Source organism: Polaromonas sp. P4_F6 (assembly GCF_056401275.1).
In genome coordinates, this window is sequence record NZ_JBFUJQ010000001.1 from 1,117,981 (window position 1) to 1,142,552 (window position 24,572).

18 protein-coding genes are annotated in these 24,572 nt (G+C 66.5%); 11 read left to right on the forward strand and 7 right to left on the reverse strand.

Going from position 1 to position 24,572, the window contains the following annotated elements; genetic code table 11:
* Window positions 1-23 precede the first annotated feature (23 nt).
* The 3 genes from AC1DUN_RS05365 to selD form a co-directional block, all read right to left on the reverse strand.
* Window positions 24-1,565 carry a TRAP transporter large permease gene (locus AC1DUN_RS05365; protein ID WP_477713033.1) on the reverse strand — a complete coding sequence of 514 codons (1,542 nt, stop codon included), beginning with the start codon at window positions 1,563-1,565 and terminating at the stop codon, window positions 24-26.
* Window positions 1,566-1,612: 47 nt separating this feature from the next.
* Window positions 1,613-2,152, reverse strand: coding sequence for a TRAP transporter small permease subunit (locus AC1DUN_RS05370; protein ID WP_477713034.1), 540 nt, complete (start codon window positions 2,150-2,152; stop codon window positions 1,613-1,615).
* A 167-nt stretch (window positions 2,153-2,319) separates the two neighbouring features.
* A complete protein-coding gene (gene selD / locus AC1DUN_RS05375) occupies window positions 2,320-3,393 on the reverse strand; it encodes a selenide, water dikinase SelD (protein ID WP_477713035.1) in 1,074 nt (357 codons plus the stop codon).
* Window positions 3,394-3,650: 257 nt separating this feature from the next.
* Here selD and AC1DUN_RS05380 point away from each other — a divergent pair, with 257 nt between their 5' ends.
* The 7 genes from AC1DUN_RS05380 (at window position 3,651) to AC1DUN_RS05410 (ending at window position 13,289) form a co-directional block, all read left to right on the forward strand.
* The gene (locus tag AC1DUN_RS05380; protein ID WP_477713036.1) at window positions 3,651-4,271 is read left to right on the forward strand and encodes a hypothetical protein; all 621 of its coding nucleotides are present in this window, start codon (window positions 3,651-3,653) and stop codon (window positions 4,269-4,271) included.
* Window positions 4,272-4,382: 111 nt separating this feature from the next.
* Entirely contained in the window at window positions 4,383-5,000 is a 618-nt protein-coding gene (locus AC1DUN_RS05385; protein ID WP_477660719.1) for a hypothetical protein, read from the forward strand.
* Window positions 5,001-5,087: 87 nt separating this feature from the next.
* The gene (locus tag AC1DUN_RS05390; RefSeq protein WP_477713037.1) at window positions 5,088-8,084 is read left to right on the forward strand and encodes a hypothetical protein; all 2,997 of its coding nucleotides are present in this window, start codon (window positions 5,088-5,090) and stop codon (window positions 8,082-8,084) included.
* An 11-nt stretch (window positions 8,085-8,095) separates the two neighbouring features.
* Window positions 8,096-8,713, forward strand: a complete 618-nt coding sequence (locus tag AC1DUN_RS05395) for a tail fiber protein (protein ID WP_477713038.1) — start codon at window positions 8,096-8,098, stop codon at window positions 8,711-8,713.
* Window positions 8,714-8,743: 30 nt separating this feature from the next.
* Window positions 8,744-10,123 (forward strand): hypothetical protein, encoded by a 1,380-nt coding sequence (locus tag AC1DUN_RS05400; RefSeq protein ID WP_477713039.1) that lies wholly within the window; start codon window positions 8,744-8,746, stop codon window positions 10,121-10,123.
* Window positions 10,124-10,142: 19 nt separating this feature from the next.
* Window positions 10,143-11,015, forward strand: coding sequence for an FkbM family methyltransferase (locus AC1DUN_RS05405; RefSeq protein ID WP_477713040.1), 873 nt, complete (start codon window positions 10,143-10,145; stop codon window positions 11,013-11,015).
* Window positions 11,016-13,289, forward strand: a complete 2,274-nt coding sequence (locus AC1DUN_RS05410) for a glycosyltransferase (RefSeq protein ID WP_477713041.1) — start codon at window positions 11,016-11,018, stop codon at window positions 13,287-13,289.
* A 45-nt stretch (window positions 13,290-13,334) separates the two neighbouring features.
* Here AC1DUN_RS05410 and AC1DUN_RS05415 read toward each other — a convergent pair whose 3' ends face one another.
* Entirely contained in the window at window positions 13,335-14,834 is a 1,500-nt protein-coding gene (locus tag AC1DUN_RS05415; protein ID WP_477713042.1) for a protein kinase domain-containing protein, read from the reverse strand.
* A 12-nt stretch (window positions 14,835-14,846) separates the two neighbouring features.
* Window positions 14,847-15,842, reverse strand: coding sequence for an FHA domain-containing protein (locus AC1DUN_RS05420; RefSeq protein WP_477713043.1), 996 nt, complete (start codon window positions 15,840-15,842; stop codon window positions 14,847-14,849).
* 574 nt (window positions 15,843-16,416) lie between these two features.
* Here AC1DUN_RS05420 and AC1DUN_RS05425 point away from each other — a divergent pair.
* Genes AC1DUN_RS05425 through AC1DUN_RS05435 form a run of 3 tightly spaced genes read left to right on the forward strand, consistent with a single transcriptional unit; the run spans window position 16,417 to window position 19,917 of the window.
* A complete protein-coding gene (locus AC1DUN_RS05425; RefSeq protein ID WP_477713044.1) occupies window positions 16,417-17,064 on the forward strand; it encodes a hypothetical protein in 648 nt (215 codons plus the stop codon).
* 10 nt (window positions 17,065-17,074) lie between these two features.
* The gene (locus tag AC1DUN_RS05430; RefSeq protein WP_477713045.1) at window positions 17,075-17,725 is read left to right on the forward strand and encodes a glycoside hydrolase family 25 protein; all 651 of its coding nucleotides are present in this window, start codon (window positions 17,075-17,077) and stop codon (window positions 17,723-17,725) included.
* Window positions 17,722-19,917, forward strand: coding sequence for a glycoside hydrolase 64/thaumatin family protein (locus AC1DUN_RS05435; protein WP_477713046.1), 2,196 nt, complete (start codon window positions 17,722-17,724; stop codon window positions 19,915-19,917). Before AC1DUN_RS05430 ends, AC1DUN_RS05435 begins: the two co-directional genes overlap by 4 nt.
* A gap of 25 nt (window positions 19,918-19,942) precedes the next feature.
* On the opposite strand, the gene AC1DUN_RS05440 is transcribed toward AC1DUN_RS05435, so the two are convergent.
* The gene (locus tag AC1DUN_RS05440) at window positions 19,943-21,709 is read right to left on the reverse strand and encodes a FimL-related protein (RefSeq protein WP_477713047.1); all 1,767 of its coding nucleotides are present in this window, start codon (window positions 21,707-21,709) and stop codon (window positions 19,943-19,945) included.
* Between the two features lie 419 nt (window positions 21,710-22,128).
* On the opposite strand from AC1DUN_RS05440, the gene senA reads away from it, so the two are divergent.
* Complete coding sequence (senA, locus tag AC1DUN_RS05445) at window positions 22,129-23,370, forward strand: selenoneine synthase SenA (RefSeq protein WP_477713135.1); 1,242 nt, start codon at window positions 22,129-22,131, stop codon at window positions 23,368-23,370.
* A 6-nt stretch (window positions 23,371-23,376) separates the two neighbouring features.
* On the opposite strand, the gene AC1DUN_RS05450 is transcribed toward senA, so the two are convergent.
* The gene (locus AC1DUN_RS05450; protein ID WP_477713048.1) at window positions 23,377-24,492 is read right to left on the reverse strand and encodes a substrate-binding domain-containing protein; all 1,116 of its coding nucleotides are present in this window, start codon (window positions 24,490-24,492) and stop codon (window positions 23,377-23,379) included.
* Window positions 24,493-24,572: the final 80 nt, after the last annotated feature.

Consider the following 24,572-nt stretch of genomic DNA (forward strand, 5'->3'; position numbering starts at 1 on the left):
CCGGCCTGGAAGACGGCGGGCGTTTACTTGGTCTTGAACAGCTCGTCGACTTTTTTCTGTTCGTCTTCGGCGGTCGGCTCTGCCGGCGGCGCCAGCGGATCGCTGCCTGCAGCGCCGCTGGCCGCGCCCGCGGGCGGGGTGGCGCTGTCGTCGACCGGCACTTCGATCTTGACCTTGTCCAGGTCTATCACCGCGGGCTTGTCGAGGAAGACGGTCACCGTCTGCGGCACGAAGATCACGATCGCCACCAGCAGCAGCTGCATCGCCACCCAGGGAATCGCGCCCAGGTAGATGTCGTTGGACTTGATGGGTTTGGGGATGCGCCCTTCCTTGAACAGCGTGTCGGCGATGCCGCGCAGGTAGAACAGCGCGAAGCCGAAAGGCGGGTGCATAAAGCTGGTCTGCATGTTCACGCACAGCAGCACGCCGAACCAGATCAGGTCAATGCCCAGCTTGTCGGCGACCGGGCCCAGCATGGGCAGGATGATGAAGGCGATCTCGAAGAAGTCGAGGAAGAAAGCCAGGAAGAAGATGAAGGCATTGACGGCGATCAGGAAGCCTGTCTGGCCACCGGGCAGGCCGGTGAGCATGTGCTCGACCCACTTGGCGCCGTCCACACCCTGGAACACCATCGAGAAGACGCGCGCGCCTATCAGGATGAACACCACCATGGCCGTCAGGCGCATGGTGCCTATCATGGCTTCCCAGGTCAGCGCGCGGGTCAGGCGCTTGTGCATGGCGGCCAGCACCAGCGCGCCCACCACACCCATGGCACCGGCTTCGGTCGGCGTGGCGATGGCGGTGTCGATGCCCGGCAGGCCACCCATGGAGCCCAGCACCGCGAAGATCAGGATGGCCGAGGGGATGATGCCGCGCAGGCATTTGGCCCACAGCGCCCAGCCGTTGAGCGTGCGCGCGTTTTTTGGAACACCGGGCACATGGTCCGGTTTGAACACGCCGAGCGCGAAGGTGTAGCCCGCGAAGATCAGCACCTGCAGGATGGAAGGGCCCCAGGCGCCCTTGTACATGTCGCCCACCGAGCGGCCCAGCTGGTCGGCCATGACGATCAGCACGAGGGAAGGCGGCACCAGCTGCGTGATGGTGCCCGAGGCCGCCAGCACGCCGGTGGCGTAGCGCATGTTGTAGCCGTAGCGGATCATCACGGGCAGGGAGATCATCGCCATGGCGATCACCTGGCCGGCCACCGTGCCGGTGATGGCGCCCAGAATGAAGCCGACGATGATGACCGAGTAGCCCAGGCCGCCTTTGGCGGGGCCGAACAGCTGGCCCATGGAGTCCAGCATGTCCTCGGCCAGCCCGCATTTCTCAAGGATGGCGCCCATGAAGGTGAAGAAGGGAATCGCCAGCAGCAGATCGTTCGACAAAATGCCGAACATATTGAGCGGCAGGTTGGACATGAAGCTGGCCGGGAACCAGCCCATCTCGATGGCCAGAAAGCCCGAACCCAGCCCGAGGGCGGCCAGCGAGAAGGCGACGGGGAAGCCGATCAGCATGATCAGCACGAGGCCCGCGAACATGATCGGGGCGAAATTTTCCATTTGCATGGCGTAGTCCTGAAAGTATTTTTATGGGAGCGGGTGATGCAAACGGATCACTGGACCGGCTTCTCGTAGTGCGTGTCCATCTCGAACTTGCCCTGGAGGTAGCAGATACGCTTGATGATTTCCGACAGGCCCTGCACGAACATCAGGCCGAAGCCCAGGGGCAGCAGCAGCATGGCGGGCCAGCGGATCAGGCCGCCCGCGTTGCCCGAGACTTCCCCGGAGATGTACATGCTCATGAACAGCGGCCAGCTCAGGTAGGTCAACAGGCCCATTACCGGCAGCAGGAAGAAGACCAGGCCGAAGATGTCCACATAGACCGGCCCATTGCCTTTGAGCTTGCCGTAGATGATGTCGACCCGTACATGCTCGTTGAGCTTGAGCACCACGGGCGCGCCCAGCATCACGGTGCCGGCGAACAGGTACCACTGGATTTCCAGCCAGCCGTTGGAGCTGATGTCCAGGCCGTAGCGTACAAAGGCGTTGCCGGCTGAAATCAGCGCGGCAAACAACACCGTCCAGGCGGCGATCTTGCCCAGCCGCGTGGTCAGCCAGTCATAGGCCAGTGCGAGTTTGAGAAGTGCGGACACGGGGGATGTCTCCGATCAGTTTTTTTGAATGAGAAAGTACCCACCGGGTACGCCGAGGCATGAATGGTACGACGGATGCCCGCCGCCGCACTGAATAAAGACTGACAAAAAATTTCCGGGTTTACCCTAGGGGTATTGCGCCTGTGGCAGGCCCCCTGCCTCTTTTTTCAGCGAATGGCCATTCCCCGGCCCGCGGCGACTTCCCCAATCACCGCCGCATCCCCAAACCCCTGCTCCCGGAAAATCCCCAGCACCTCGTCCGCGCTGTCCGCGCTGCAGGACACCAGCAGCCCGCCCGAGGTCTGCGGGTCGCTCAGCAAGGCCTTGTCGACTTCGGTGAAGCCGGCCGGCAAACTCACTTCGGTCCCATAGCTGGCCCAGTTGCGGCCTGAGGCGCCCGTCACGCAGCCTTGCGCCGCGAGTTCTCGTGCCCCGGGGATCAGGGGCACGCGCTGCCAGTCGATGCGAAGCTGCAGGCCGGCGCCGCGCGCCAGTTCCAGGCCGTGGCCGGCCAGGCCGAAGCCGGTGATGTCGGTCAGCGCGTGCACGCCTTCCATGCGCGCCAGGGCGATGCCGGGTTTGTTGAGCTGTGTGGTGAGCGCCACCATGCGGGCATAACCCTGGGCATCGAGTTTTTCTTTTTTCAGCGCCGCCGAGAGTATGCCCACGCCCAGCGGCTTGCCCAGCACCAGCACGTCGCCGGCGCGCGCGCCGGAATTTTTCTTGACGCGCGACGGATGCACCAGGCCCATCACCACCAGGCCGTAGATAGGCTCCACCGAATCGATGGTGTGGCCGCCCGCAATCGGGATGCCGGCCTCGCGGCAGGCGTCCTGCCCGCCGCGCAGGATGGCGCCTATGGTTTCCAGCGGCAGCACGTTGACGGGCATGCCCACCAGCCCCAGCGCCATGATGGGCGTGCCGCCCATGGCGTAGACGTCGCTGATCGCATTGGTCGCGGCGATGCGCCCGAAGTCGTAGGGGTCGTCCACGATGGGCATGAAGAAGTCGGTGGTGGCGATCAGCGCCTGCTCGTCGTTGAGCTGGTACACGGCCGCGTCGTCGGCGGTCTCTATGCCCACCAGCAGTTGCGGCGGAATGTTCAGGCCCGGCAGGTTGCCCGAATTTTTCAGGATCTCGCTGAGCACGCCGGGCGCGATCTTGCAGCCGCAGCCGCCGCCGTGCGAGAGGCTGGTGAGCCGGGGTGCGGCGGATGGCTTGGGCGTGGCGGGCTGGGTCATGGTGCGGCTTTCAAATCGAGGGTGGCGTGGCGCGCGCATCGCGTGCGCATGCACGGCGCCAGTGCATCAAGTTTATGGCAAGCCCCGGCGCCGCCGCTTCATCCACGGCCCATCACGGGCCTGCGCGCAAGGGAAATTTTCACACGCGCTTTTGTAATTGCCTGTAATCGCTTTGGCCATGGGCCTTCCCTAGAGTAGCAGCACTGAAACGCAAAGGCCCGCGGGCCCCGAGCAGACAAGCCACCAAGGGAAGCGCCATGGATATCAAACTGCGATTCGTCAACAAGTCCAACGACGGCAACAAGTCCGAAGTGGTGATCTATCAGAAGAACGTGCTGAGCACCATGGCCTCGCTGTCCGTGGCCTGGAAGGTGATCCGCTACTGCGGGCGCGACTGCACCCACCCTTTCATTTACCCCGACGGCTACGAGGTGTCCGTCACCGACGAGAACGCCAACTTCACGCCGCGCCTGAAGGCCAAAAACGGCCAGATGCTGAGCCTGGTCCAGACCCCTACCGGCAACCGGCGCCTGCTGTACACCGGGCCGGCCGGCGCGTCGACCGAGCTGGATGTGCTCAACGACATGAGCCAGGGCGCGGTCGATGTCTGCATCTTCAAGGACGGCCGCCTGATGGGCGTGAAGACTTCGGTCTCTCCCGGGCAGAAGGCGGTTTTCCAGTACCAGCCGGCACTGTGGATAGGCGTGACCTCCGAGGTCATCCAGGGCCAGCCCATCAACTCCGCCGTGATGTCGGACATCAACACCGAGCTTTCGCTGATCGGCATCGCCAGCGCCGACATCGTGATGACGGGCGGCGGCCCGGGCGAGGGCGCGACAGCCTACGAATTCAATCTCGAAAACATCGTTCAGGCCTGAGGGAAAAGCCGGGACTGGACACGCTGGGTTCGCCGCCGGGGCAGCAGGGCAACGATGGCAAACGGGCAACGCACAGTGCGCTGCCATCTTTTTAATCAACAGGAGTAAACCATGGATATTGCGCTGAATTTCATCAACAACTCGAATGACGCGAACAACTCGGAGATCGTGATTTTCCAGAAGAACGTCGCGACCAACTTTGACGAGCTCGCGGTGGCCTGGCAGGTCATCCGCTACTGCGGCCAGGGTGACAACCATCCCTTTACCTTCCCCATGACCATGCAGGTCGGCGCCAGCGACAGCTACGGCAACTACACGCCGCAGCTCGATGCGCAGAACGGCCAGCTGTTCCAGATGGCGCTGACGACCTCGGGCGACCGCCTGGTGCCCGCGGGCAGCGGCACCAGCTCCAAGGAAGTGCAGGTGCTCAACAGCCTGCCCATGGGCGCCATCAATGCCAGCATCTACAAGGCCGGCAAGCTGCTGGCGATCAAGACCTCGATCGCGCCGCAGCAAAAAGCGGTGTTCGAGTTCAAGCCCACCATCTGGATCGGCGTGGCTTCGCAAATCGTGCAGGGCCAGGTCATGGACTCGGCGATCATCTCCAACATCAACACCGAGCTGTCCCTGCTGGGCATCGCCAGCGCCGACATCGTCATGACCGGTGGCGGCCCAGGCGCCAGTTCGACACCTTTCGCCTTCAACCTCGAAAACATCGTGATGTGCTAAACCCGCCTCGCCGGCGCCCGGCCCCAGCGCCGCGCGCCGGCGTTGCGGGCCGCATGCCCATCCCCCAGGAGCGCCCGAGTGAACGAAATGGTCAAAAGAAGCTGGTCGGCCATGGACGGCTGCCTGGTTTTCGATTTCACCATCAACCGTGAGCCCGGCGACGATATCCCGTCCCTTGCCAATGTGTCCTGCAAGTCCGGCCCGGCCGACAGCCAGCTGGTCACCATCACACGGCAGTGGCCGGCCAGGCCTTTTGAATTCAAGTTCCGGTCCGGCTGCTACGTCACGGGTTACCTGCAGCAGAGAACGCCGGTGCACATCGACGGCGTGACCAACACCGCCATCTTTGCCGACATCCATTACGGCATGAGGGGGCAGAACGACGACCACCATTTCGAGGGCATCATGGTGGCCTGCCCCGCGCGCGGGCCGCTGCCGCCACCGGGACCGCCCTGGCCTCCGGGCCCGCCTTGGCCGCCGGCTCCGCCCATAGTGCCGGATCCCCCCATAGACCCGGTCGAGCCGCTCCCTGTCGTCACCACCCATCCCGACGAGCTGTTCCCTTATGTGTATGTGCGGCGCTGGCCCAAACTCAGCGCCGACGACCTGCTTTACGGTTTCATCCGCTATGCCAGCGCCAGCCCGCCGTGGTGCGGTTTTTTCGGCGACCTGGTCAGCGCGCGCAACCAGCCGCAGGGCGCGCGCGAGGCCGCGCAGAAGCTTGCGGTGGACTTCATCGACGGCAGTGTTTACCCGGGCGACTTCATTCGCGACATGGACAGCCTCGCGGGTCCCGTCAGCCGCTTCCCCGAACTTTTCAGGCGTCTGCCCCCACTGGAGGGCGCACCGGCGGCCTGGCTGGCCGGGGCCTGCGAGCAGCTCACGCGGCTGCTGTCGCGCTACGCGCTGGACTGGGGTTATTTTGATTCCGCCGCCTATGCCAAAACGCTGGACGGCGTCTGGCAAAGCTACTTCGCCCTGGTGATCACCCTGGGCTACGACACCGCGCTGCTCGATGAGTTCACCCAGGCCCTGCTCATGGCCCACCTGATCGAGGTGGCGCTGCAGCCCTTCGAAAGCATGACGCAGGCCGGCGCTGCCGCCGGAGCAGCGGCCGCCCCAGCTGAGGGCGGTCCTGCAGCAGCGCCCATGGCCGCGGACCCGCCCTTTCTGGCCACGGCGCAGATCCATGCGCTGCTGCATGCCACGCCGGTCCTGAGTGAACAGGTGTTTCCGCTGCCGGCGGCGCAGGGCGCCGCCACGGCCTCGCCGCCGCCGGGGCTGCCGGGCTGGATAGAGCCCTATGCCATAGGCGAGCTGCAGATGGTGCGCCAGCGCCTGCTGCGCTACCAGTGCGGCGAGATCGCGCGCATCGAGAACGTGATGTGCGGCGAGCGCCGCGAGGTCACCCACAAACGGACGCATCGCCAGCTCGACGAGCTGCGCCAGAGCAGCGGCGAAAAGCAGCTGCTGCAAAACGACGCCGCGGACGAACGCAGCAACTTGCAGGAAGAGGCGCGCAAAACCGTGGCCGGGGTGGTGGAAACCAATCAGTACAACAACTTCACCAGCAGCTACGGCCCGCCCACCCAGGCCACGCTGGACGGCTCGTGGAGCAAGACGGTGCAGCCGGGTGCCACGCCGGGGCTGGACGACACCACACGTTTTGCGCGCGACATCCTGAGCAAGACCGTCAACCGCATCAGCCGCAGCGTGAGCCTGACGCGCGCCAGCAGCACCATGAGCCAGACCGAAGACTCGGTGGTCAGCCTGGTCGACAACACGGGCGGCACGCACAGCCTGCGCGGCGTCTACCGCTGGCTCAACAAGGTGTACGAGGCCTGCGTCGTCAACTACGGCCAGCGCCTCATGATGGAGTTCATGGTGTGCAAGCCCGCCGCCGCTTTCATTGCGGGCGAGCAGGCCCTGGCCGGGCAGGACTTCGTCAAGCCCTTGCCGCCGCTGCGGCTGCACATCGCCACCTTCAAGGACATCCAGCCGGGCAATTACGCCGGCCTGGGCGCTTACTACGGTGTGCTCGACCTGGCGCCGCCGCCGCTGGCGCAGCGTTTCGCCTCGGCCACCCTGCGCGACGGCGAGGAAAAGCAGATCGCGGTTCCCGCCGGCTACTGCGCCACCAAGGCCTTTGTCGCTTACCTCAGCGCGCCCACCGGCCTGCCGGCGCCCGTGGTGCTGGTGGGGCGGCAGGCCATCACCCCGCCCGGCCCCCCGGACGGAACGGCGCTGTCCGGCGAGGACGACAGCGTGCCGGTGTCGGTGCTCGATTACCCGCCCAGCATTTCCCCGCCCAGCGACGCGCAGGTGCAGGTCAACGTCGAGATCCAGTGCGCGCCCTCGGAGCGCTGCATGGACGAGTGGCGCATCCGTGTTTACGCCGCTGTCATGCGCGCCTACCAGGAGCGGCTCGCGGCTTACCAGCTCCGCGTCGAGGGCGGCCCGCAAGGCCGCGCGGCCACGCGCTCGCCGCTGGCGAACCGGCAGATCGAGCAGCGCGAACTCAGGAACGCCTGCCTGCGCCTGCTGCTCGAACGCATGCTCACGCTGACCGGCATGAACGAGCGGGGTTTCGCGCAGTCGCCGCCCTCGGAATTCGCCGTCTACGAGCCGCGCTACCTGCAGTTCTTCGACAAGGTGCTGGAGTGGAATGAAATGGCCTACAGCTTTTACGCCAGCCCCGGCCCGGGCGGCGGCTGTGGTGGTGGCGTGGAACTGGGCAGCCTGGCCGCCGACGATGACGCGCTGTTCGCGAGCTTTGTGCAGGCCGACCAGGCGCGTGTGCTGCTGCCGGTGCAGCCCGCGCACGTGATGGCGTTTTTGTATTTCTATTCGTCCGGCATGTTGTGGGCCTCGGCTGACCGGCTGGCGCCGGCCAACCCGGTCGACGTCCCGCTGGTCAACGACCTCAAGCAGTCCGGGCCCGTGCGCCATCCGGTGCGGCCCCTAGGCCCGTGCTGGGAAGTGCTGGTGCCCACGGCCATGCAGGTGCTGGACGAGACCTGTACCGGCGTGGTGCCCGGTGCGGCCCTGGAGGGCTTGGAGAGCCCGGGGAGTGCGGCAACATGATGGCGCCCGGCATGAGCCTTCCCTTTTTCGTGCGCCCGGGCTTTGGCGAGCTGCCGGTCGGCTCCGTCACGGCTTTCGCCGGCGCCCTGGGCGCGCCCGATAGCGCCGGTACGGCCAGCCCCGTGGCAGCGCAGGACTACGTCACCGACCCGCTGGAAGCCTGGGGCTGGATGTTTTGCGACGGCCGTTCCTTGCCCACCTATGACTATCCCGAGCTGTTCGCGGTGCTGGGTTATGTCTACGGCGGCAGCGGCAACCAGTTCCTGATTCCCGACTACCGCGGGTATTTCCTGCGCGGTGTCGGCACGGGCACCCAGAACGATCCCGACATCGCCACGCGCCAGGTGCCGCCCGGCGGCCAGGGGCAAAGCAGCGGCGTGGGTTCGACCCAGTCTTTCGCCTTGCAAACCCATGCGCACGACTACAACAGCGCGCCCGCGCCGGCCACTTCCTCGTCCAGCGGCACGGCGGCCGGCGCGTCCTCCAGCACCTCCACGCCGACCACCGGGCCGGTGACCGAGCAGGGCCAGGCCGCGGTGCAGGTGAGCCTGTACGAAACGCGTCCGATCAACGTGTACGTCAACCACATCATCAAGTTCACCTACGGTCTGGCGCCGCTCATCCGATGACCCCCGAGCATTTTTAACAGGAGAAACAGCATGGCTTACAACAATGTCCGATTCATAGGCTACGTGCTCGACACGGCGCCCGGCTTGAATCCCGATGGCTCGAACAGCTACCTCGGGCTGGACAATCCGGAGCTTGACCTCGAGGCGCGCTGCTCGCTGATGTTCCGCGCCATGGACACCGCGTACGATGTGCTGCAGCAGTCCATGTCGCCTCCCTCGTCGCCGCCCGTGCCCAGCGATACCCTCAATGTCTTCATGGCGCCCGAGTTCTTTTTCCGGGGCCCGAACGGCGCCTACGGGATGGAGGACGTGCAGCAGATCATCACCAGGCTGCAGGGCTACGCCGCCCTCGCGGACTGGGCCGACTGGATGTTCGCTTTCGGCACCATCCTGGGCGTGTCCTCGCCCACGCTCAAGACGCCGCCCTACGACATCGACCCGCTGGCCAACAAGGAGGTCTACAACTTCGCGCTGGTGCAACTGGGCGGCGTGGCGGCGCAGGGCGACGCGGGCGCGGTCGTGGTGATGAAGGAACTCATGTCGGGCGTGGACTTCCTCGCCACCGCGGCCGGCCCCAACAGCCTGCTGCTCGGTGAGGTCGACCACCTGGCGCCCTCGACCACGGGCGGCCCGGGACGCGAGCAGCAGGTGCTCAACTACGACGGCGCGGGCGTGTTCTCGCTGGCCGGCATCACCTGGGGGCTGGAGGTCTGCCTGGACCACCGTGATACCGTGCGCCGCCTGCAGAAGTCGCCGCAGCTGCCGGGCGAAAACCTGATCCAGCTGCAGCTCGTGCCTTCCTGCGGCATGGGCGTGCAGGCTCCCAGCGTGGTCACGCAGTTCGGTGGTTATGTGTTCAACTGCGACGGCTTCGGCGCCGCGCGCCATTCCACGCTGGCCGAGCAGGTGCCGCCGCTGACGGATGTGCCGCTGTCGTCGAGCACGCCGGTCCCGGATACCCAGATTCCGCTGAACAATGGGACGTCGGTGGATGTCAGCGACCTTTACCCCCACGGTCCCGGCGTGCTGAATTTCTACCCGGTGCGCGCCGTGCCGGCGCAGCAGACCGTTCCGGGAAAAACCGTGCGGCTGTTCTGGCAAGCCAGCGCCGATTACCAGTTCGTCTTCCTGCTGGTCTATGACGACAACGGCAACTATGTGACCATGGTTTGCGAGCCGCGCAGCAAAAAAACCAACTTCTACGGCAACAACTACTATTTGCCGCTGTCGCTGCAGACGCAGGACTCGCTCAAGCAGGGCGTGAGCATCCAGATGCGCCTGGCCGCCGGCAGCAGCCCCTATGCCGGCGCCGTCTGGTGCAAGATCAACGTGCCGGGCTTTGTCTTCGAGGGCAATGCCTTCGAGTTCAGCGCCAACATCTCGGGTCCGGCCCCCATGACGGTCTGGTAAGCGGCAAGGGAGACCGCCCATGCAACAAGCCAAGCTCCTGCAAGCCGGCCCGCCCGCGGACGACGCGCCGCGGGAACTCAGCGTATTCGTCCATCACCACGCTTTCCGGGTCCGTGCAGGCCCTGCGCGCGGGGACTTCTGGCACCGCGTGGGCGAGGGCGGGTGGGAGCCGCAGACCTTCGAGGTGTTCCGGCGTTTCCTGCGGCCCGACAAGTCCTACATCGACATGGGCGCTTGGATAGGGCCCACGGTGCTTTACGGCGCCATGCTTTCGCGCCGCGCCCATGCCCTGGAGCCGGACCCGGTGGCTTTTGCCGAACTGGCGGCCAATGTCGAGGCGAATCCCGCGCTGCGGCCCAAAATCAGCCTCTACCCCTACGGCATCAGCCCCGAAAGCGGGCCGCTGCGGCTTTACGCGGGAGGGCTTTATTTCGGCGAACAAAGCCGCTTCGGCGACAGCATGTCGGGCATGCTGGCCGCGCCGGGTGCCGTCGGCCAGCCCTGCCGCGAAGTCCATGGCCTGGACCTGGAGAGCTTCCTGGCGCTCAATGGCATAGACGACTGCAACTTCATCAAAATGGACATCGAGGGCGGCGAATACACGCTGATCCCCGGCCTGTGGCGGCGCCTGCCGCAGCTGGGCCTGCCCACGCTGTATGTTTCTTTTCACGCCCCCGAACCGGCGCGCCGCGAGGCGCTGATCCGCGCCTGCGCGGAGGAGTTGCTGCTGTGCTATCCGCGCTTTTACCGCTCGGTGAATGCCCAGGCCGTGGCGCTGGAGCAATTGCTGGACGCGGTCTGCGACTGGGGCGACGAAACGCCGGGCAGCCCCTGGCGCACGCTGGAGGCGCTGCTGGGCGCGGGCCTGCTGGCAAGCCGCGAGGAGTGGTAGATGCCGGCCGCGCCAGAGCGCCAGATCCTGATCGGCGTGTATGTGGCCGCGCATGCCGATGCGCTGGCGGCCACGCTGGCCAGCCTGTTCGAAAACACACCCATGCCTTTCGGCCTGCGGCTGCTGCCGGACCCGGCCGACGAGGCCGAGGCCGTCGCGCTGCAGGCGCGCTTTGAGGCCTGGCCGGGCCTGGAGCAGCTGCGCGGGCCCGTGCATGAAGGCGCGGCCGAATGCTTTAACCGGCTGGTGGGCGTGCCGGCCGACATCTATGTCTTTCTGGAAAACGGCGCGCGGGTCACGCCGGGATGGCTGGAACTGCTGCTGGCCGCGCTGGACGCGGACCCCAGCCACGGCCTGGCCGGCCCCTCGACCAACCGCGGCTGGAACGAGCAGGCCGTGGCGCCGGCTTGCGGCGAGGCGCAGGACGCCTTGTGGAACCAGGCCGATGCGCTGGCGGCCAGGTTCGGCCATGCCTGCGTTACGCTGGAGCCGCTGCACAGCCTGTCCGACTTTTGTTATGTGGTGAGGAACGAGGTGGTGGCCGCCATAGGCGCGGCCGACACGGCCTATGGCCAGGGCCCATGCTGGGAGATGGACTACAACATACGCGCCGCGCGGTCCGGCTTTCGCGGAGTCTGGGCCCAGGGCGCTTTTGTGCACAGGGCGCCGCCTTGCCCGCGGCGGTCCCGGCTGGAGGACAGCCTGCTGGACAACAGCAAGCGGCTGTACCAGGACCGCTTTTGCGCCTGGCGCGGCGAGGCCCAACACCCGCCCGCGCCTTACCACGCGCATTGCGCCGGCGAGCAGTGCCGCTACTTCGCCATGCCCGAGCGCATGCGCATCTTTGTGGCGCCGGCCGCGGCGCCGCCGCAACAGGTGCCGGAGCCGGCGCCGCTTGCCGAGGCGCCGCTGCTCAGCTGCATCATGCCCACACGCGCCCGGCCCGCCTTCGTCGAACAATCGATACGCTATTTCCAGCGCCAGGATTACCCGGCGCTGGAGCTCATCATCGTCTACGAGGAGGACAGCGACCTGCCCGCCGGCATCAGCGACGCGCGCATACGCTGCGTGCGCGTGGCCCCCAGGACCAGCATAGGCGCCAAACGCAACGAGGCGGTGCGCCTGGCGCGGGGCGAGCTGGTCGCGCACTGGGACGACGACTGGTACGGCGAGCAGCGCCTGAGCCGCCAGGCCGCGCCCATCCTGCACAACATCGCCGACATCACGGGGCTCAACGACATGCTGTTCATGGCGCGGGCGCAGGCCGAGTTCTGGGCGCCCAGCCGCGCGCTGTTTCGCCGCATGTTCGTGGAAAACGTCAGCGGCGGCTCCCTGCTGTTCCGGCGCAGCCTGTGGGAGACCCACGGCCGCTATCCCGCCACCTCGCTGCGCGAGGATGCCGACTTCCTGCTCAAGGTCCTGGCCGGCGGTGCGCGCCTGTGCCGTGTGCCCGGGCGCGAGCTGCACATCTATGTGCGCCACGACAACAACACCTGGAAATTCAAGGAAGGCCATTACCTGCAGCAAAACGCCTGGGCGCGTGTGCCGCCGCCGCCCTGCCTGGAGCGCGACCGCGATTTTTATTTTCCACCGGCCGCCGCCGCGCCGGCACCCGCGGCGGCGGCATGGCCGCTGGTGTCCTGCATCATGCCCACCGCCGACCGGCGCGACTTCGTGCCGCAGGCCATCCGCAACTTCCTGGCGCAGGACTACGGCCCGCGCGAGCTCATCGTGCTGGACGATGGCAGTGACAGCGTGGCCGACCTGATCCCCTCGCACGAATCCATCCACTACATGCGGCTGGAGCGCAAGCTGAGCCTGGGCGCCAAACGCAACGTCGCCTGCGAGATGGCCCGCGGTGAGCTGATCGCGCACTGGGACGACGACGACTGGATGGCGCCGGGCTGGCTCAGCTCGCAGGTCAAGGCCTTGCTGGAGCAGGGGGCGGATGTCTGCGGCCTGGACAAGGTGTTTTTTTATGCGCCCGAAGGCAGGCGCGCCTGGCAGTATGTCTACGACGGGCGCTCGCCCTGGGTCTACGGCGGGACCCTGTGCTACCGCCGGGAGTTCTGGCGCGATGCGCCTTTTGCCGACATCAATGTGGGCGAAGACAACGCCTTCGTCTGGGCCCCGCGGCACAAGCGCATCGCGGTCAATCCCGAGCAGCACCTCTATGTGGCCCGCGTGCACGCCCGCAACACCAGCCCCAAGGAGACTTTGAACCGGCGCTGGCGCGGCTACCCGGTCGAGCAGGTCGAGCGGCTGATGCTCTGAGGCCGCGCGGCCGGGCGGCCAGACGGCCAGGCGGCCAGGCGGCTCTTATCCCTGAAGGTCAGCCATCAGCCGGAACACCCTTTCCTCCCCCGCATGCCGCGCGGCCGCCGTGCCCAGGTATTCCTCAAACTGCATATTGGCCGCGAGTTCGCGGCGGGCATGCTGGCTGGCCACAATGGCGCCCGGTTCGGCCACGCTGTTCAGGTGCAGCGCGACGTTGGCGCCCTGGTTGCGGCTGGAGGCGTCGTGGCGCGAGGCCGGCCGCACGCTGTGGATGCCGCCCGATATTTCCAGGCGCACGCCGTGCTGCACTTCCAGCAGGCGGCTTCTGCGCTGCACGCGGGTGCACAGGTCCATGGCGGCGACGGCCGCCTGCTGCAGGTTCTGCGCGCTGCTCGCGCCTTGCTCAAAATGAAACAGCATGCAGTCGCCGAGCACCCCGGCGCTCTGGCCCTGGCCGCCTTGCACGGCGTTGGCGCACCAGCGCATCTGCTGCTCGCGCATCTCCTGCAGGTAGGGCAGGGCCAGCGAGGAATTGCGGGCCGGGTACAGGCGCAGGCCGACGCAGAGTATGCCCAGCGCATGCTCCGCGCTGGCGGGCCCGGCCGCGGGAATGTCCATGCTGTCCAGCGTCAGCTGCCGGGCGCCGCCGTCCGCGGGAGTGCCAGGCGCCGGCCAGGCCTGGCGCGTGCCGCGCAGCTGTGCCAGGCATTGCATGAGGTCGAGGTAGAGGCCCGCCGCATCGGACGCGCGCTGCCGCAGGTCTTTGTGCAAGGCCTGCCGCAGCAGCGGCGCCACCGGGTGGTCGGCCAGCTCCTCGGGCAGGGCCACGGGTTCCGCGTCGAGCTGGCGCTGCAGCACCTCGCCCAGGTCCGCGCCCTGCACGCAGGGCCTGGCGCTCAGGCACTCGAGGAAGATCAGGGCCCATGCGTAGAGGTCCGTCGCGGGCGTGCAAGGTTCTGCGCGCAGCTGCTCCGGCGCGCAGTAGGCGGGCGTGCCCTCGGCGCCCGTCACGAAGCGCGGCTCGCCCTTGTGGCTGGCCAGCCCGAAGTCCAGCAGCTTCAGGTGCAGGGCCGTCCCGGTGGAGACGACCATGAGGTTTTCGGGCTTGAGGTCGCGGTGCACCACCTGGTGCTGGTGCAAGAAGGTCAGGGCGTCCAGCAGCTGCGCCATCAGGGCCATGGTGTCCGGCAAGGGCAGGCCGCCGTTGCGCTGCAAAAAGTCCCTCAGCGTTTCTCCCGGGATGAATTCAAGCACCGCGAAGATCAGCCCGCCCTCCGCCAGGCCCTTGTCGATGAGCCGCACCACATGGGCATGCTGCAGCATGGCCAGCACGCGGGTCTCCTGGTGCAGGCGCTGCTGCACGCGCCGCCTCGCCGCGGGACTGTCCGCCGAAGCCGGATGGGGAATCTTGATGGCGACGAACTGCCCCGTGCTGCGCTGCCTGGCCTTGAACACCTGGCCTGACGCGCCTTGCCCCAGCAAACCCAGCGACTGGTACCCCGGCACGCCCACGGGGAAGCCGCGTGAGGGCACCCGTGTCATGGCGCAGAGAGATCAGGCCACGAGCGACTCTTCAGGGAAGCTCTGGTCGCCGGCCAGCGGATCGAAGTCGGCCTCCAGCGCGGCGCCGCGCGTGATGCGAAAGCGCAGGTTGCCGAAACGCAGCGAGCCGCGGCGCCGCTCTATCAGCTCGGGCACATGCGCGCCGGGCGGCAGCGCCAGCGCAAGCTGCTTCCTCATGCGAAAGATCTGGATGTTCAGGTGGCCGGGGTCCAGGCCCAGCATCTTGGCCAGGCGGTCAAGCTCGACCCAGCCCTGCGCGTGGGGCGCGAGCTGGCGCTGCGCATCGGCCAGCCGCAGGCGTGCCAGGATCAGCAGCGCGTAGTGGTGCGAGCGTTCACCGAGGTTGAGGTGAAGGCCGGCGTCATGCAGCTCCAGCCACGCATGTTCCTCGTCCTGGCTCACCTTGAAGAAAAGCGCCGGCTGCGAGCGCCTCATCAGCGCCTTGTGTCCGGCCATGCAGTCCATGGTGGAGACCACTTCGGCCGCCAGCAGAAAACACCAGACCTTGCCGGCGAAGCGGACCTCGTCACCGTCTTCCAGGACCCAGCTGCCTTCAGGGGTGGTGCACACCCACTGGCCTTTTTCACTGTGATGGATGGAGAGCTCCGCGGCCACCCCCTGCGGCAGCAGGTTGGATCGGCCCAGGGGAATGTAGGGCTCGTCATGGCCCAGCGGCCACAGCAGGTTGCGCGGCGGCGACAGGTCTTCCACCTGCCACGCGGCTCCGTCTTCGTGCCCGAAGCTGATGGTGGCGCCCACGCACAATTCCAGGCCTTTGGTGCTGGAGAGCCGGGTGCCGTCGAGCAGGGTGCCGTTGCGGCTGTGGTCGCGCAGTTCCCAGGCCTTGCCGGTCCAGCGCACCGAGGCGTGCAGCTGCGAGGCATCCAGGTTTTCAAGCAGGGTGTCGGCGGAACGGCCCCGCCCGAAGACATGGTGCGTGCGCAGGTAAATCTTGCGCTGCGTGACGCGGTTTCTCAAAATAGCCACTTGCCTTCTCCCTCCTTGCCATCAAGCCTCATGGGAAGAGCCATCGCTCTGTGGCGCTGTGCATCCTGCCCGTGTTGAAAAACCGTATCGGTCGGCCGCAGTATCTGCGAGACGTTCGATCGTCGTCAAGCGCCGCGGCGCGTATTTACACAAGCGCGCCGTTTGGGCATTAATTGCCTTGATTTAAATCTCACAAGGCCTGCGCATTCATCGGAAATTTTCCCTTGCCCGGGTGCGCAATCCCTGCCGGGGCGGGCACGTGCCGTGCGCCTTGTACTCACGCAGAGCATGACGTAAATCCCGGCGCAGTTCAATCGGGACTTGCGCCTGTACAGCCACCGCATTGCCACCTGCCGGCAGTTGCCGGCGGTAGCGCACATGCGCCTTTAAGTCAAAACGTTGCGTCGAAAAAAATGCGCAAGCCTGTTTGAATCTCAAAGTGTTAGCGCGCGCCGTGCGCGAGGCCCATCGCCTGTAATGCCGTGTAATCGCCAACGCATGGATTCATGCCGACAATTTATCCAGCGAGGTGGCGACTGCCATTCGCAGCGATCCTCGTAGCACGGAGAAGCCCATGCCTTGTCTCAGCAATGCCCAACGCAACCTGCTGGCGCCCGCCGGTGAAGACCATCCGCGCGATGGTGAAACCGTGCCGACCTCGGAGCAGGCGCCCTTCATCTATGCCGCCTGCTGGGCCTGGGCCCTGACCGGCGAATATGAAAGCGCCGACAACGCCTACACCGTGCCCACCATCCACAACTCCGACGAGGGCGCTTTTGTCTTCGACAACGAGCGCGTGCCGACCGGCCTGAACGACGACTTCTTCAACACCACCGACATCATCTTTCCGCGAACCGTGCCCTTTCACCAGGTGCTGGCCGACAACCCCCAGGCCGAGCAGGATGTCTGCCGCGTGGCCTTGATGACCAGCACCGCCCAGCTCAACGGCCACACGGTGCCGGCAGCGGATGGCTCGGCCGTTTACACCATGGTCATGAAATCCAGCAGCTGGTACGGCTGTGACCACTGGGGGCTTGGCGTGCAGGCCACGGACGGCGTGACCACCACCTTCCAGCAAAAGGTCAGCGGCAGCGTGGCCAGCCCGGAGCCGCTGCAATACAACTGCGGCGTGATGTGGGATGAAGGCCTGCCGCTGGAGACGGTGCTCAGGATAGACGGCCTGCTGCAGGCGCAGGTCAACATGCTCAACAACGTCGTCTGAGGAGCCGGGCATGTGGGTGCGCGGCATAGACGTCAGCCACTACCAGGGTGCCGTGCGGTGGCCCCAGGTGGCCCGCAACGGTGTGGCTTTTTCTTTTGTCAAAGCCACTGAGGGGGCTTACGTCGTGGATCCCTTTTTCAAGGACAACTGGACGGGATGCGCGGCCGCCGGTTTGACGCGCGGGGCTTACCACTTCGGACGCGCCGTCAGCCTCGCCGAAGACCAGGCCCAGAAATTTTTCGCAACCGTGGGCGCGCTGGGACGCAATGATTTGCCGCCGGTGCTGGATATCGAAACCCTGGACGGGTGCAAGCCCCCTGCTGTGCTGAAGTGGGTGCTGGACTTCACCGCCGCGGCCGATGCCTTGTTCGGGCGGCAGACCATGATTTACACCAGCAACAGCTTCTGGAAACACCTCGCGCCCCTGCCGGGTTGCGAGCCACTGGGCAAACGAAAGCTGTGGCTGGCTGACTATGCGGAGCATCCGTCCATTCCCGCGCCCTGGCAGGCATGGTCTTGCTGGCAATACAGCGATGGCGCCGTCAATGGCGGAACGCGCATAGACGGCGTGGCCGGCGACGTGGACCAGGACTGGTTCGAGCCGGCCGACTTTCAAGCGCTGACCACACCCCCAACCCCTTTCGGCCAAGGACTCCCATGACAAATTACGTCACCCTCAGCATCGTCAACAACAGCCAGCAGCACGGCGGGGCCTCGGGCCTGGCCGATGGGGCGATTTACCTGTTCCTCACACAGGAAACCCTGAACCAGGCATGGAGCATGGACCCGGCCACCGGCGTCGCCACGCCCGTGGCCGAACCGGGAACGCTGGCGCCCCTGTTCACGCTGGCCGACCTGAAGAAGGCCGGCGGCGCCATCCGGCTGGAGGCCGGCAAGCAGTTTCCTTCGGCGCGGCTTTATTTCAGCAACTCGCCGGACGCGGTGACCGCGCCGAACAACAAGATCAGTGGCCCGACCGCGGCCACGGCGGATTTTTTCTATGACTTCGTGGAGGTCACACTTAGCTGCACCGCCGCCAACGCACCCAAGCATGCCCCGCCGGACACCCTCAACCTGGACATCACCCAGGTGGACCAGCTGGGCATTCCGTTCACGGTGCAGGTCACGCCCCATGACCCCAATTTCGGTGCCGGCTCGGGCATCGTGCCCACGCTGGACCGGCAGACCCTGGTGAGCAACTTCAAGGCCATGGCGGTAGGCCCGCTCGCGCCTTTCGCCGACTGCGTGTACCCCGAGGGCAGCGACGCGGCCACGCCGTACCGCCTGCTCAATCCCAACGACCTGATCAACGGCCAGTTGCTGGCTGCCAGCTTGCAGGGAACCCTGGCCGTCTCGGGCACTCCCGGCGCATGGCAGGCCAGCTTCAGCATCACCGGCCCGGGCAGTCCGGCCCCCACCAATGGCGGCCTGAGTGTGGGCATGCCGGTCAGCGGCCCCTTCATGCCGGCCGGCGCCACCGTGGGCAGCCTGCCCGGCGCGCCCTCGGGCAGCACCGTGATGATCAGCAGCGCAAGCACCGCCACCAGCAACCCCTTCACCGCCAGCACCAGCCCGGTGGAGCTGTTCTTCCTCACGCCGCCCACCACCGCGCTGGCAACTTGGTTCGACGCGGCCATCGACAATTTTTTTGCCTGGTACAAAAAGAACCCCGGCCTGTTGCAGGTCGAGCAGAACAACAACGGCAACCACATCTACACCGGCAACGTGGTGCAGGTGGGCGGCATCATAGACATCGACGGCAACAGCAACACCTACACCGTGCTGCAGTTCACCGGCGGCAGCAGCGAAACCTACAACCTCTACTACCCCTTCTTCAGCACCAATTCCCCCGCCGGCAAGACCACGCCTTTCGGCGCGGCCGTGCCGCCGCCGCCCGCCTGGTGGACGCCGACCAAGGGCCTGATGTATTACGCGCCGCCCTCGATGATGGTGTTCGGGGCCAGCGGCGTGTTTGCCGACAACACCCAGCAGCCGCTCACCGCGCCCAACAGCAGCGCGGTGCTGGGCGCGATCGAGAACGTCATCGTCACCGCGCTGGGGCGCGGCTACGCGACCACCTGGAAATTCCTGCAGGGCGGCATCAGCCCCGGCAACCCTGCCACCACCGCGACCGTCAGCCTCGGCGGCGGCGCCACGACGGCGGGCCTGGTGGACCAGATGGACATGGCCTCCTTCCAGATCGCGAACATCCCGATGACGGTGTCCCTTCCGGCCGGCGCGCCGGTGAGCCGTTTCAGCGTGAGCTCGCCGCTGGACATACTGCCCACCACGCCGGACCTGCTGACCTTCTCGCAGTTCTATCCCGCGGGCGGCACCTGGAGCGCGTTCGCCGATTTCCTGCATAACCCGGCCGTCAGCATAGGCGGGCGCGCCTACGCCTTGCCTTTTGACGACCAGGGCGGTTTCAGTTCTGACCTGAACGCGGCCACTTCGGTCGCCAGCCCGGCCAGCGTGCTGGTGACGCTGGGGCCCTGGGCGCCCGGGGCCGCCAGGCCGGCCGTCGTGGGCGGCGACGCCTTGCCGGTACGGCTGGTCTGGCAGGCCAGCGAAGACTATTGCTTTACCTTCCTGCTGTACTACGACGCCAGCGGTGTGTACACCACGATGCAGATCACGATCCAGGGCGGCCAGTTCAGCGGCAGCGGCTACACCCCGCCGGTGGCGCTGCAAAGCGCGGCGGAAACCATCGATATGACCCTGATGGCCGTCGGCGCGCCCTACAACTGGGGGCTATGGTGCAACATCCACGTGCCGGGTTTTGACTTCGAGGGCAATGCCTTTGAATTCAGCACGCAGTACAACAACCCGCCGCCATACACGGTCTGGGATTAAGAAGCTGCTCAGGCCGTAAGCAGTCCTAAGCCTCTTTGTCGGCCTTGAGTTCGCCCTTGGCGGCGTCGTAGACAAACAGCCGCTTGGCCAGCGCGGGCTGGTAGTTGAGCATGTCGATCAAAAAGCTCAGCGCGCCCAGGTTGTTGCCCAGCCTGTCGAAGATGCCGTCCGCGTGGGCTTTTTGTTCGTCGGCGCCGGGCTTGAGCATGCGCTCGACCAGTTCGCGCATGTGCGTCACCGCGAGCGCGGCCTGGTCCAGGTCCAGCACGGACAGCACGCCTTGCATCTGCGCCAGCTGCCCCGGCACCACGGCCAGCAGCTGGGTGTCTTCGGGCGTGCGGAAAAACAGGTCCAGCGATTTTTCGAGCGCGGCCAGGGAGGTTTGCAGCTCGCCGACCACGCTTCCCATGGTCTGCTTGTCGTTGACGCGCTGGTACAGCTGCTCCATCCACGACTCCAGGGGCTGCGCGGGGCCGCCATCGCGCGCGCTCTGCAGCCGCTCGGCCAGGCGCGCCGTGCGCGCCCACAGCTGGGGGTCGTTGGGATCGAAGTCGTCGAACACGGCCTCCAGGAAGAGCACGGCGGTGGCGAATTCCAGCGCCAGTTCGGGCCTGGGCGCCTGGCCGGACGCGACGGTGCTCTCAATGACGCGAGTCATGGCGCGCGCCAGCACTTCGCTGGGCGGATGCAGCTTGACCAGCGAATCGGTGACCAGGCTGAACTGGTCGGTCAGCATCTTGAATTTGCCGAGGTCGCCCGCGGTCGCCGCCGACCAGGTTTCCTTGGCCGAGGCGATGCGCTTGCGGGCCTGGGCGATCAAGGCCGGCGCGAAGCGGCCGAACTGGACCGACTCATAGTCCACCGGCTTGAAGCGTTTGAGGCCGTAGGCCGAGCGCACCGCCGACAGCACCGGCGAATCGCTGGCGCGCTGGACTTTGGCCTGGGAGCACAGGAAAAGCAGGTCTTCGGCGAGCCTGGCCGAGGCTTCCGTGCCTTTGGCCAGCCACACGTATTGCAGCAGCACGCGCAGGGTGGCCCGCTTCACATAGAGGTCGACGTTCAGCAGGCCCTGCGCGAGCGCCTCGAAAAAGCCGGCGGCAATTTTCCAGAAAGTGCGGGATTCGATGCCGGTCTGCGTTTTTGCAAAGCCCAGGCAGGTGTCGCGAAGGCTGCGCGCGGCCTCGGCGTCGCCGGTGCGTATCAGGGTCAGCATCAGCCGGTCCAGCAGTTGCCGGGTTTCATCGCCGTATTCGCAGTCGGGGACGGTGATGTCCAGCACCGGCTCTATCCAGCGCCACTCGAAGACCCAGAGGTCCGCGGGGTGGACCCGGTCGGCGCCGACCAGGCCCTGGATGTCGCGGTACTGGGGGAAGAGCGAGACCGCCGAAGCCGGCTTGCCCGCCAGCACGTCTTCGAGGTAGTGGACGATGGAAAAGCCCGCCAGTTCGATCTTGCCTATGGCATCCTGGTTGCACTGCACCGGCGACTGTATGAATTTCTGCACCGCGGTTTCCATGGCCCGCAGCACCAGCGCCGGGGCGCTCATGCCCACCATCTCCAGCGCGCCCACGGCCTGGTGCAGTTGCTGGCGTGCGATGCGCAGTTGGCCCGCGTCCAGCGCGCCGATATCGGAGTCGCGCCCGGCCTCGGTCTCGCGCATGAAACGTTTGAGCGCCTTGGTTGAGCCTTCCAGCGATTTGCGCAATTCCTCCAGCACCCAGGCCAGGGGCCCGAGATCCAGCAGGGTCAGGTCGAGTTCGGCGGGCTGTGAGTTGAGGTCGTGTAATTGCATGTGGAGTCGGGCCGGTAAAGATCGTTTTTTTTGAGGTCGCGGTGAGTCCAGAGGCAAACGCTGTGCCCCGGGATGCCTCCTCCAATTGAAGGAGAACTGGCCGCAGTCTATCCGCGTCTTTGCCGAATCAAAAGTGGAAAATACGCATGCGCCACGCGGGCCGACCGGCGGTGGCGCGGGCGCGATGGACAGCCGCCGGCCGAGGGAAAACACCTGATGCACGCTATTGACTTATAGCCCGCCGGCTGGTCTTGTCTCTGCTATTCTGGCCTTAACGCATGCACGGCTGTGATGGCGCCTTGGTGGCGGCCATCGCGGCCGGGCCTGCGAGGACGGCTGCCTTGGCTTCAGACGCTACACCTAATTCATTACCCTCCTCATCGCCTGCCGCGGCAGGCGTCCTGGTGGACTCTCCCGCGATGCGCGGCGCGGGCCGTGGCCCGCTGTCGCTGGCACTGATGGATGCGCGCAACAACACCCTGCATTTGTTCGCGCAATACCAGCAGGCGCTGGAGGCCGGAAATTTCGCCGTGCCCTGCCTGCCCAACGTCAACCCGCCGCTGTGGGAGCTCGGCCATGTGGGCTGGTTCCAGGAGTGGTGGATAGCCCGCAACACGCAGCGCGCCCTGGGCACACGCTGCGAGCCCGCGCGCACCCGGCTCGCCTCCATAGAGCCGAACGCCGACCGCTGGTGGAATGCGCAGCTGGTGCCGCACAGCGCGCGCTGGACGCTGGACCTGCCGGGCATGGCGCACTGCCGCGCCTATCTGCTCGACACGCTGGAAAGCACGCTGGACCTGCTGGAGAAAACCGCACCCACCGGCCAAGGCACCGCGGGCAGCGACGATGCGCTGTACTTCTACCGGCTCAGCCTGTTCTTTGAAGACATGCGCGGCGAGGCCCTGGTGCGCAGCGCGCAAACCCTGGGCCTGGCGCTGGACAAAACCCTGGCGGACGCTTTCACGCCGGCACCCATGGCGCTGCGCGAGCCCCTGCTGGTTCCGGCCACGGTGTGGCAGATGGGCTGCGCACCGGGCACGGGGTTCGTCTTTGACAATGAACAGGCGGCGCATGCCGTCAGCGTGCCGGAATTCGAAATCGACGCCCAGCCCGTGAGCTGGGCCCAGTATGTGGAATTCGTCGGCGACGGCGGCTACGACCGAGAGGAGCTCTGGCAGCCGGACGGCTGGCGCTGGCTGCAGGGGCTGGCCGCGGGCGAAGGCCGGCGCGGCCCGCGTTATGTGGACCAGATCGGCGTCTCCAGCGGCGCGGTGATACAGAACCGATTCGGCGTGCCGCGCCGCATGCAAGGCAACCAGCCGGCCATGCACATGAGCTGGTGGGAGGCCGACGCCTGGTGCCGCTGGGCCGGACGCAGGCTGCCGGCCGAAGTGGAGTGGGAACTGGCCGCCCACACGGCGGCGCGGCGCGGTTTTAAATGGGGTGATGTCTGGGAGTGGGTGGGCAGCAGCTTCAGGCCCTATCCGGGTTTTGTGCCCGGCCCCTGGCAGGCTTATTCGCAGCCGCGATTCGGCACGCACAAGGTGCTGCGCGGCGCCTCTTTCGCGACGCGTGCGCGCATGAAAAACCCCAGGCACCGCGGCTTTGCCCTGCCGGGCCGCGACGACGTGTTCTGCGGCTTTCGTTCCTGCGCGCTCTGAAAAGAGTCAGGCCTTGGCCTTGCCGGGCTTTTCCTTGCGGTAAGTCCACCAGGGCAGGGTGGCGCGCAGCGACAGCACCTTGCCGCTCTGGGCCAGCTTGCCGCTGTAGCCGGGCAGGTGCTCCAGGGTGGCCTGCCAGTCGCGGCTTTGCAGTTCCTTGAGCAGCGCCTGCACCTGCGGCGTGGGCAGCTCCGACTTCAGGCAGACCAGGTGGTAGCGCTCTTGCGCCAGCGGCACAAAGCCCAGGCCTTTTTCGCGCGCCGCCGCTTCAATGCCCAGGCCCGCGTCGGCCGCATCGCTGGCGACGGCCTGGGCCACGGCCGTGTGCGAAGGCTCCTGGCTTTGGTAGCCCTGGATTGCGGATGAGGCCACGCCGGCCTTGGCCAGCAATTCATCGAGCAGCACGCGCGTGCCCGTGCCCTCGGCGCGGTTGACATAGCGCAGGCCGGGCTGTGCCAGGTCGGCGGCGCCGGTGATGCGCAGCGGGTTGTTTTTGGCCACGATCAGGCCCTGCGTGCGGTGGGCGAAGCCGATCAGCTTGTGCAGGCCGGGCTTGAGCAGGTTGCGGTAGCTGCGCGCGGTGAGGGAGTGGCTGCCTGGCTGCTCCAGCGTGTGGAAACCCGCCATCATGCAGCGCCCCGCGTTCAGCGCCGCGATGGCGTCCACACTGCCCATGAAGCGGATGTCCAGGTGCAGGCCGCGCGCGCCGGCCTGCTCGCGCAGTGCCGACAGCGCCGCGTCGTGGCTGGCGTACAGCGTGAGCACATGGGCCTCGTCGTCGAAGGCCGTGGAGAACGCGCGCTCGATGTCGCTGGTCAGGGCCTCGATCTGCGGCGCCAGCCGGGCCTGCGCCTGGCGCTCGGCCCACAGCAGCTTTTCGCCGAACTCGGTGAGCCGCGCGCGCTGGCCCTTGTCCCAGACGATGAGCTCGCGCCCCAGCGTCTGCTCCCAGTCCTTGAGCGCACCCCACACGTGGCGGTAGGACAGGTCCAGCGCCTTGGAGGCCTTGGAGATGGAGCCCTGCTCGCGCACCGCATGCAGCAGGTCCATCAGCGGGTTGCGTATCAGCGCGCTTTTGCCGCGCTGCGGCGTGAGCAGGTAGGAGAGTTCGACTTTGTGCATGGCGGGCAAGGGTGGCTTCGATTATGAGTGCATGGGCCGGCGGGGCAGGGCGGGCAGGTGCCTCAACCTATGCAAACGGC

What these genes read in the sequence shown, in the direction of transcription:
- senA (WP_477713135.1), top strand. Translation starts at nt 22,129, where the DNA reads ATGCGCGGCGCGGGCCGTGGCCCGCTGTCGCTGGCACTGATGGATGCG.
- selD (WP_477713035.1), bottom strand. Translation starts at nt 3,393, where the DNA reads ATGACCCAGCCCGCCACGCCCAAGCCATCCGCCGCACCCCGGCTCACC.
- AC1DUN_RS05425 (WP_477713044.1), top strand. Translation starts at nt 16,417, where the DNA reads ATGCCTTGTCTCAGCAATGCCCAACGCAACCTGCTGGCGCCCGCCGGT.
- AC1DUN_RS05450 (WP_477713048.1), bottom strand. Translation starts at nt 24,492, where the DNA reads ATGCACAAAGTCGAACTCTCCTACCTGCTCACGCCGCAGCGCGGCAAA.
- AC1DUN_RS05390 (WP_477713037.1), top strand. Translation starts at nt 5,088, where the DNA reads ATGGTCAAAAGAAGCTGGTCGGCCATGGACGGCTGCCTGGTTTTCGAT.
- AC1DUN_RS05405 (WP_477713040.1), top strand. Translation starts at nt 10,143, where the DNA reads ATGCAACAAGCCAAGCTCCTGCAAGCCGGCCCGCCCGCGGACGACGCG.
- AC1DUN_RS05380 (WP_477713036.1), top strand. Translation starts at nt 3,651, where the DNA reads ATGGATATCAAACTGCGATTCGTCAACAAGTCCAACGACGGCAACAAG.
- AC1DUN_RS05415 (WP_477713042.1), bottom strand. Translation starts at nt 14,834, where the DNA reads ATGACACGGGTGCCCTCACGCGGCTTCCCCGTGGGCGTGCCGGGGTAC.
- AC1DUN_RS05440 (WP_477713047.1), bottom strand. Translation starts at nt 21,709, where the DNA reads ATGCAATTACACGACCTCAACTCACAGCCCGCCGAACTCGACCTGACC.
- AC1DUN_RS05395 (WP_477713038.1), top strand. Translation starts at nt 8,096, where the DNA reads ATGAGCCTTCCCTTTTTCGTGCGCCCGGGCTTTGGCGAGCTGCCGGTC.
- AC1DUN_RS05435 (WP_477713046.1), top strand. Translation starts at nt 17,722, where the DNA reads ATGACAAATTACGTCACCCTCAGCATCGTCAACAACAGCCAGCAGCAC.
- AC1DUN_RS05385 (WP_477660719.1), top strand. Translation starts at nt 4,383, where the DNA reads ATGGATATTGCGCTGAATTTCATCAACAACTCGAATGACGCGAACAAC.
- AC1DUN_RS05410 (WP_477713041.1), top strand. Translation starts at nt 11,016, where the DNA reads ATGCCGGCCGCGCCAGAGCGCCAGATCCTGATCGGCGTGTATGTGGCC.
- AC1DUN_RS05365 (WP_477713033.1), bottom strand. Translation starts at nt 1,565, where the DNA reads ATGCAAATGGAAAATTTCGCCCCGATCATGTTCGCGGGCCTCGTGCTG.
- AC1DUN_RS05430 (WP_477713045.1), top strand. Translation starts at nt 17,075, where the DNA reads ATGTGGGTGCGCGGCATAGACGTCAGCCACTACCAGGGTGCCGTGCGG.
- AC1DUN_RS05400 (WP_477713039.1), top strand. Translation starts at nt 8,744, where the DNA reads ATGGCTTACAACAATGTCCGATTCATAGGCTACGTGCTCGACACGGCG.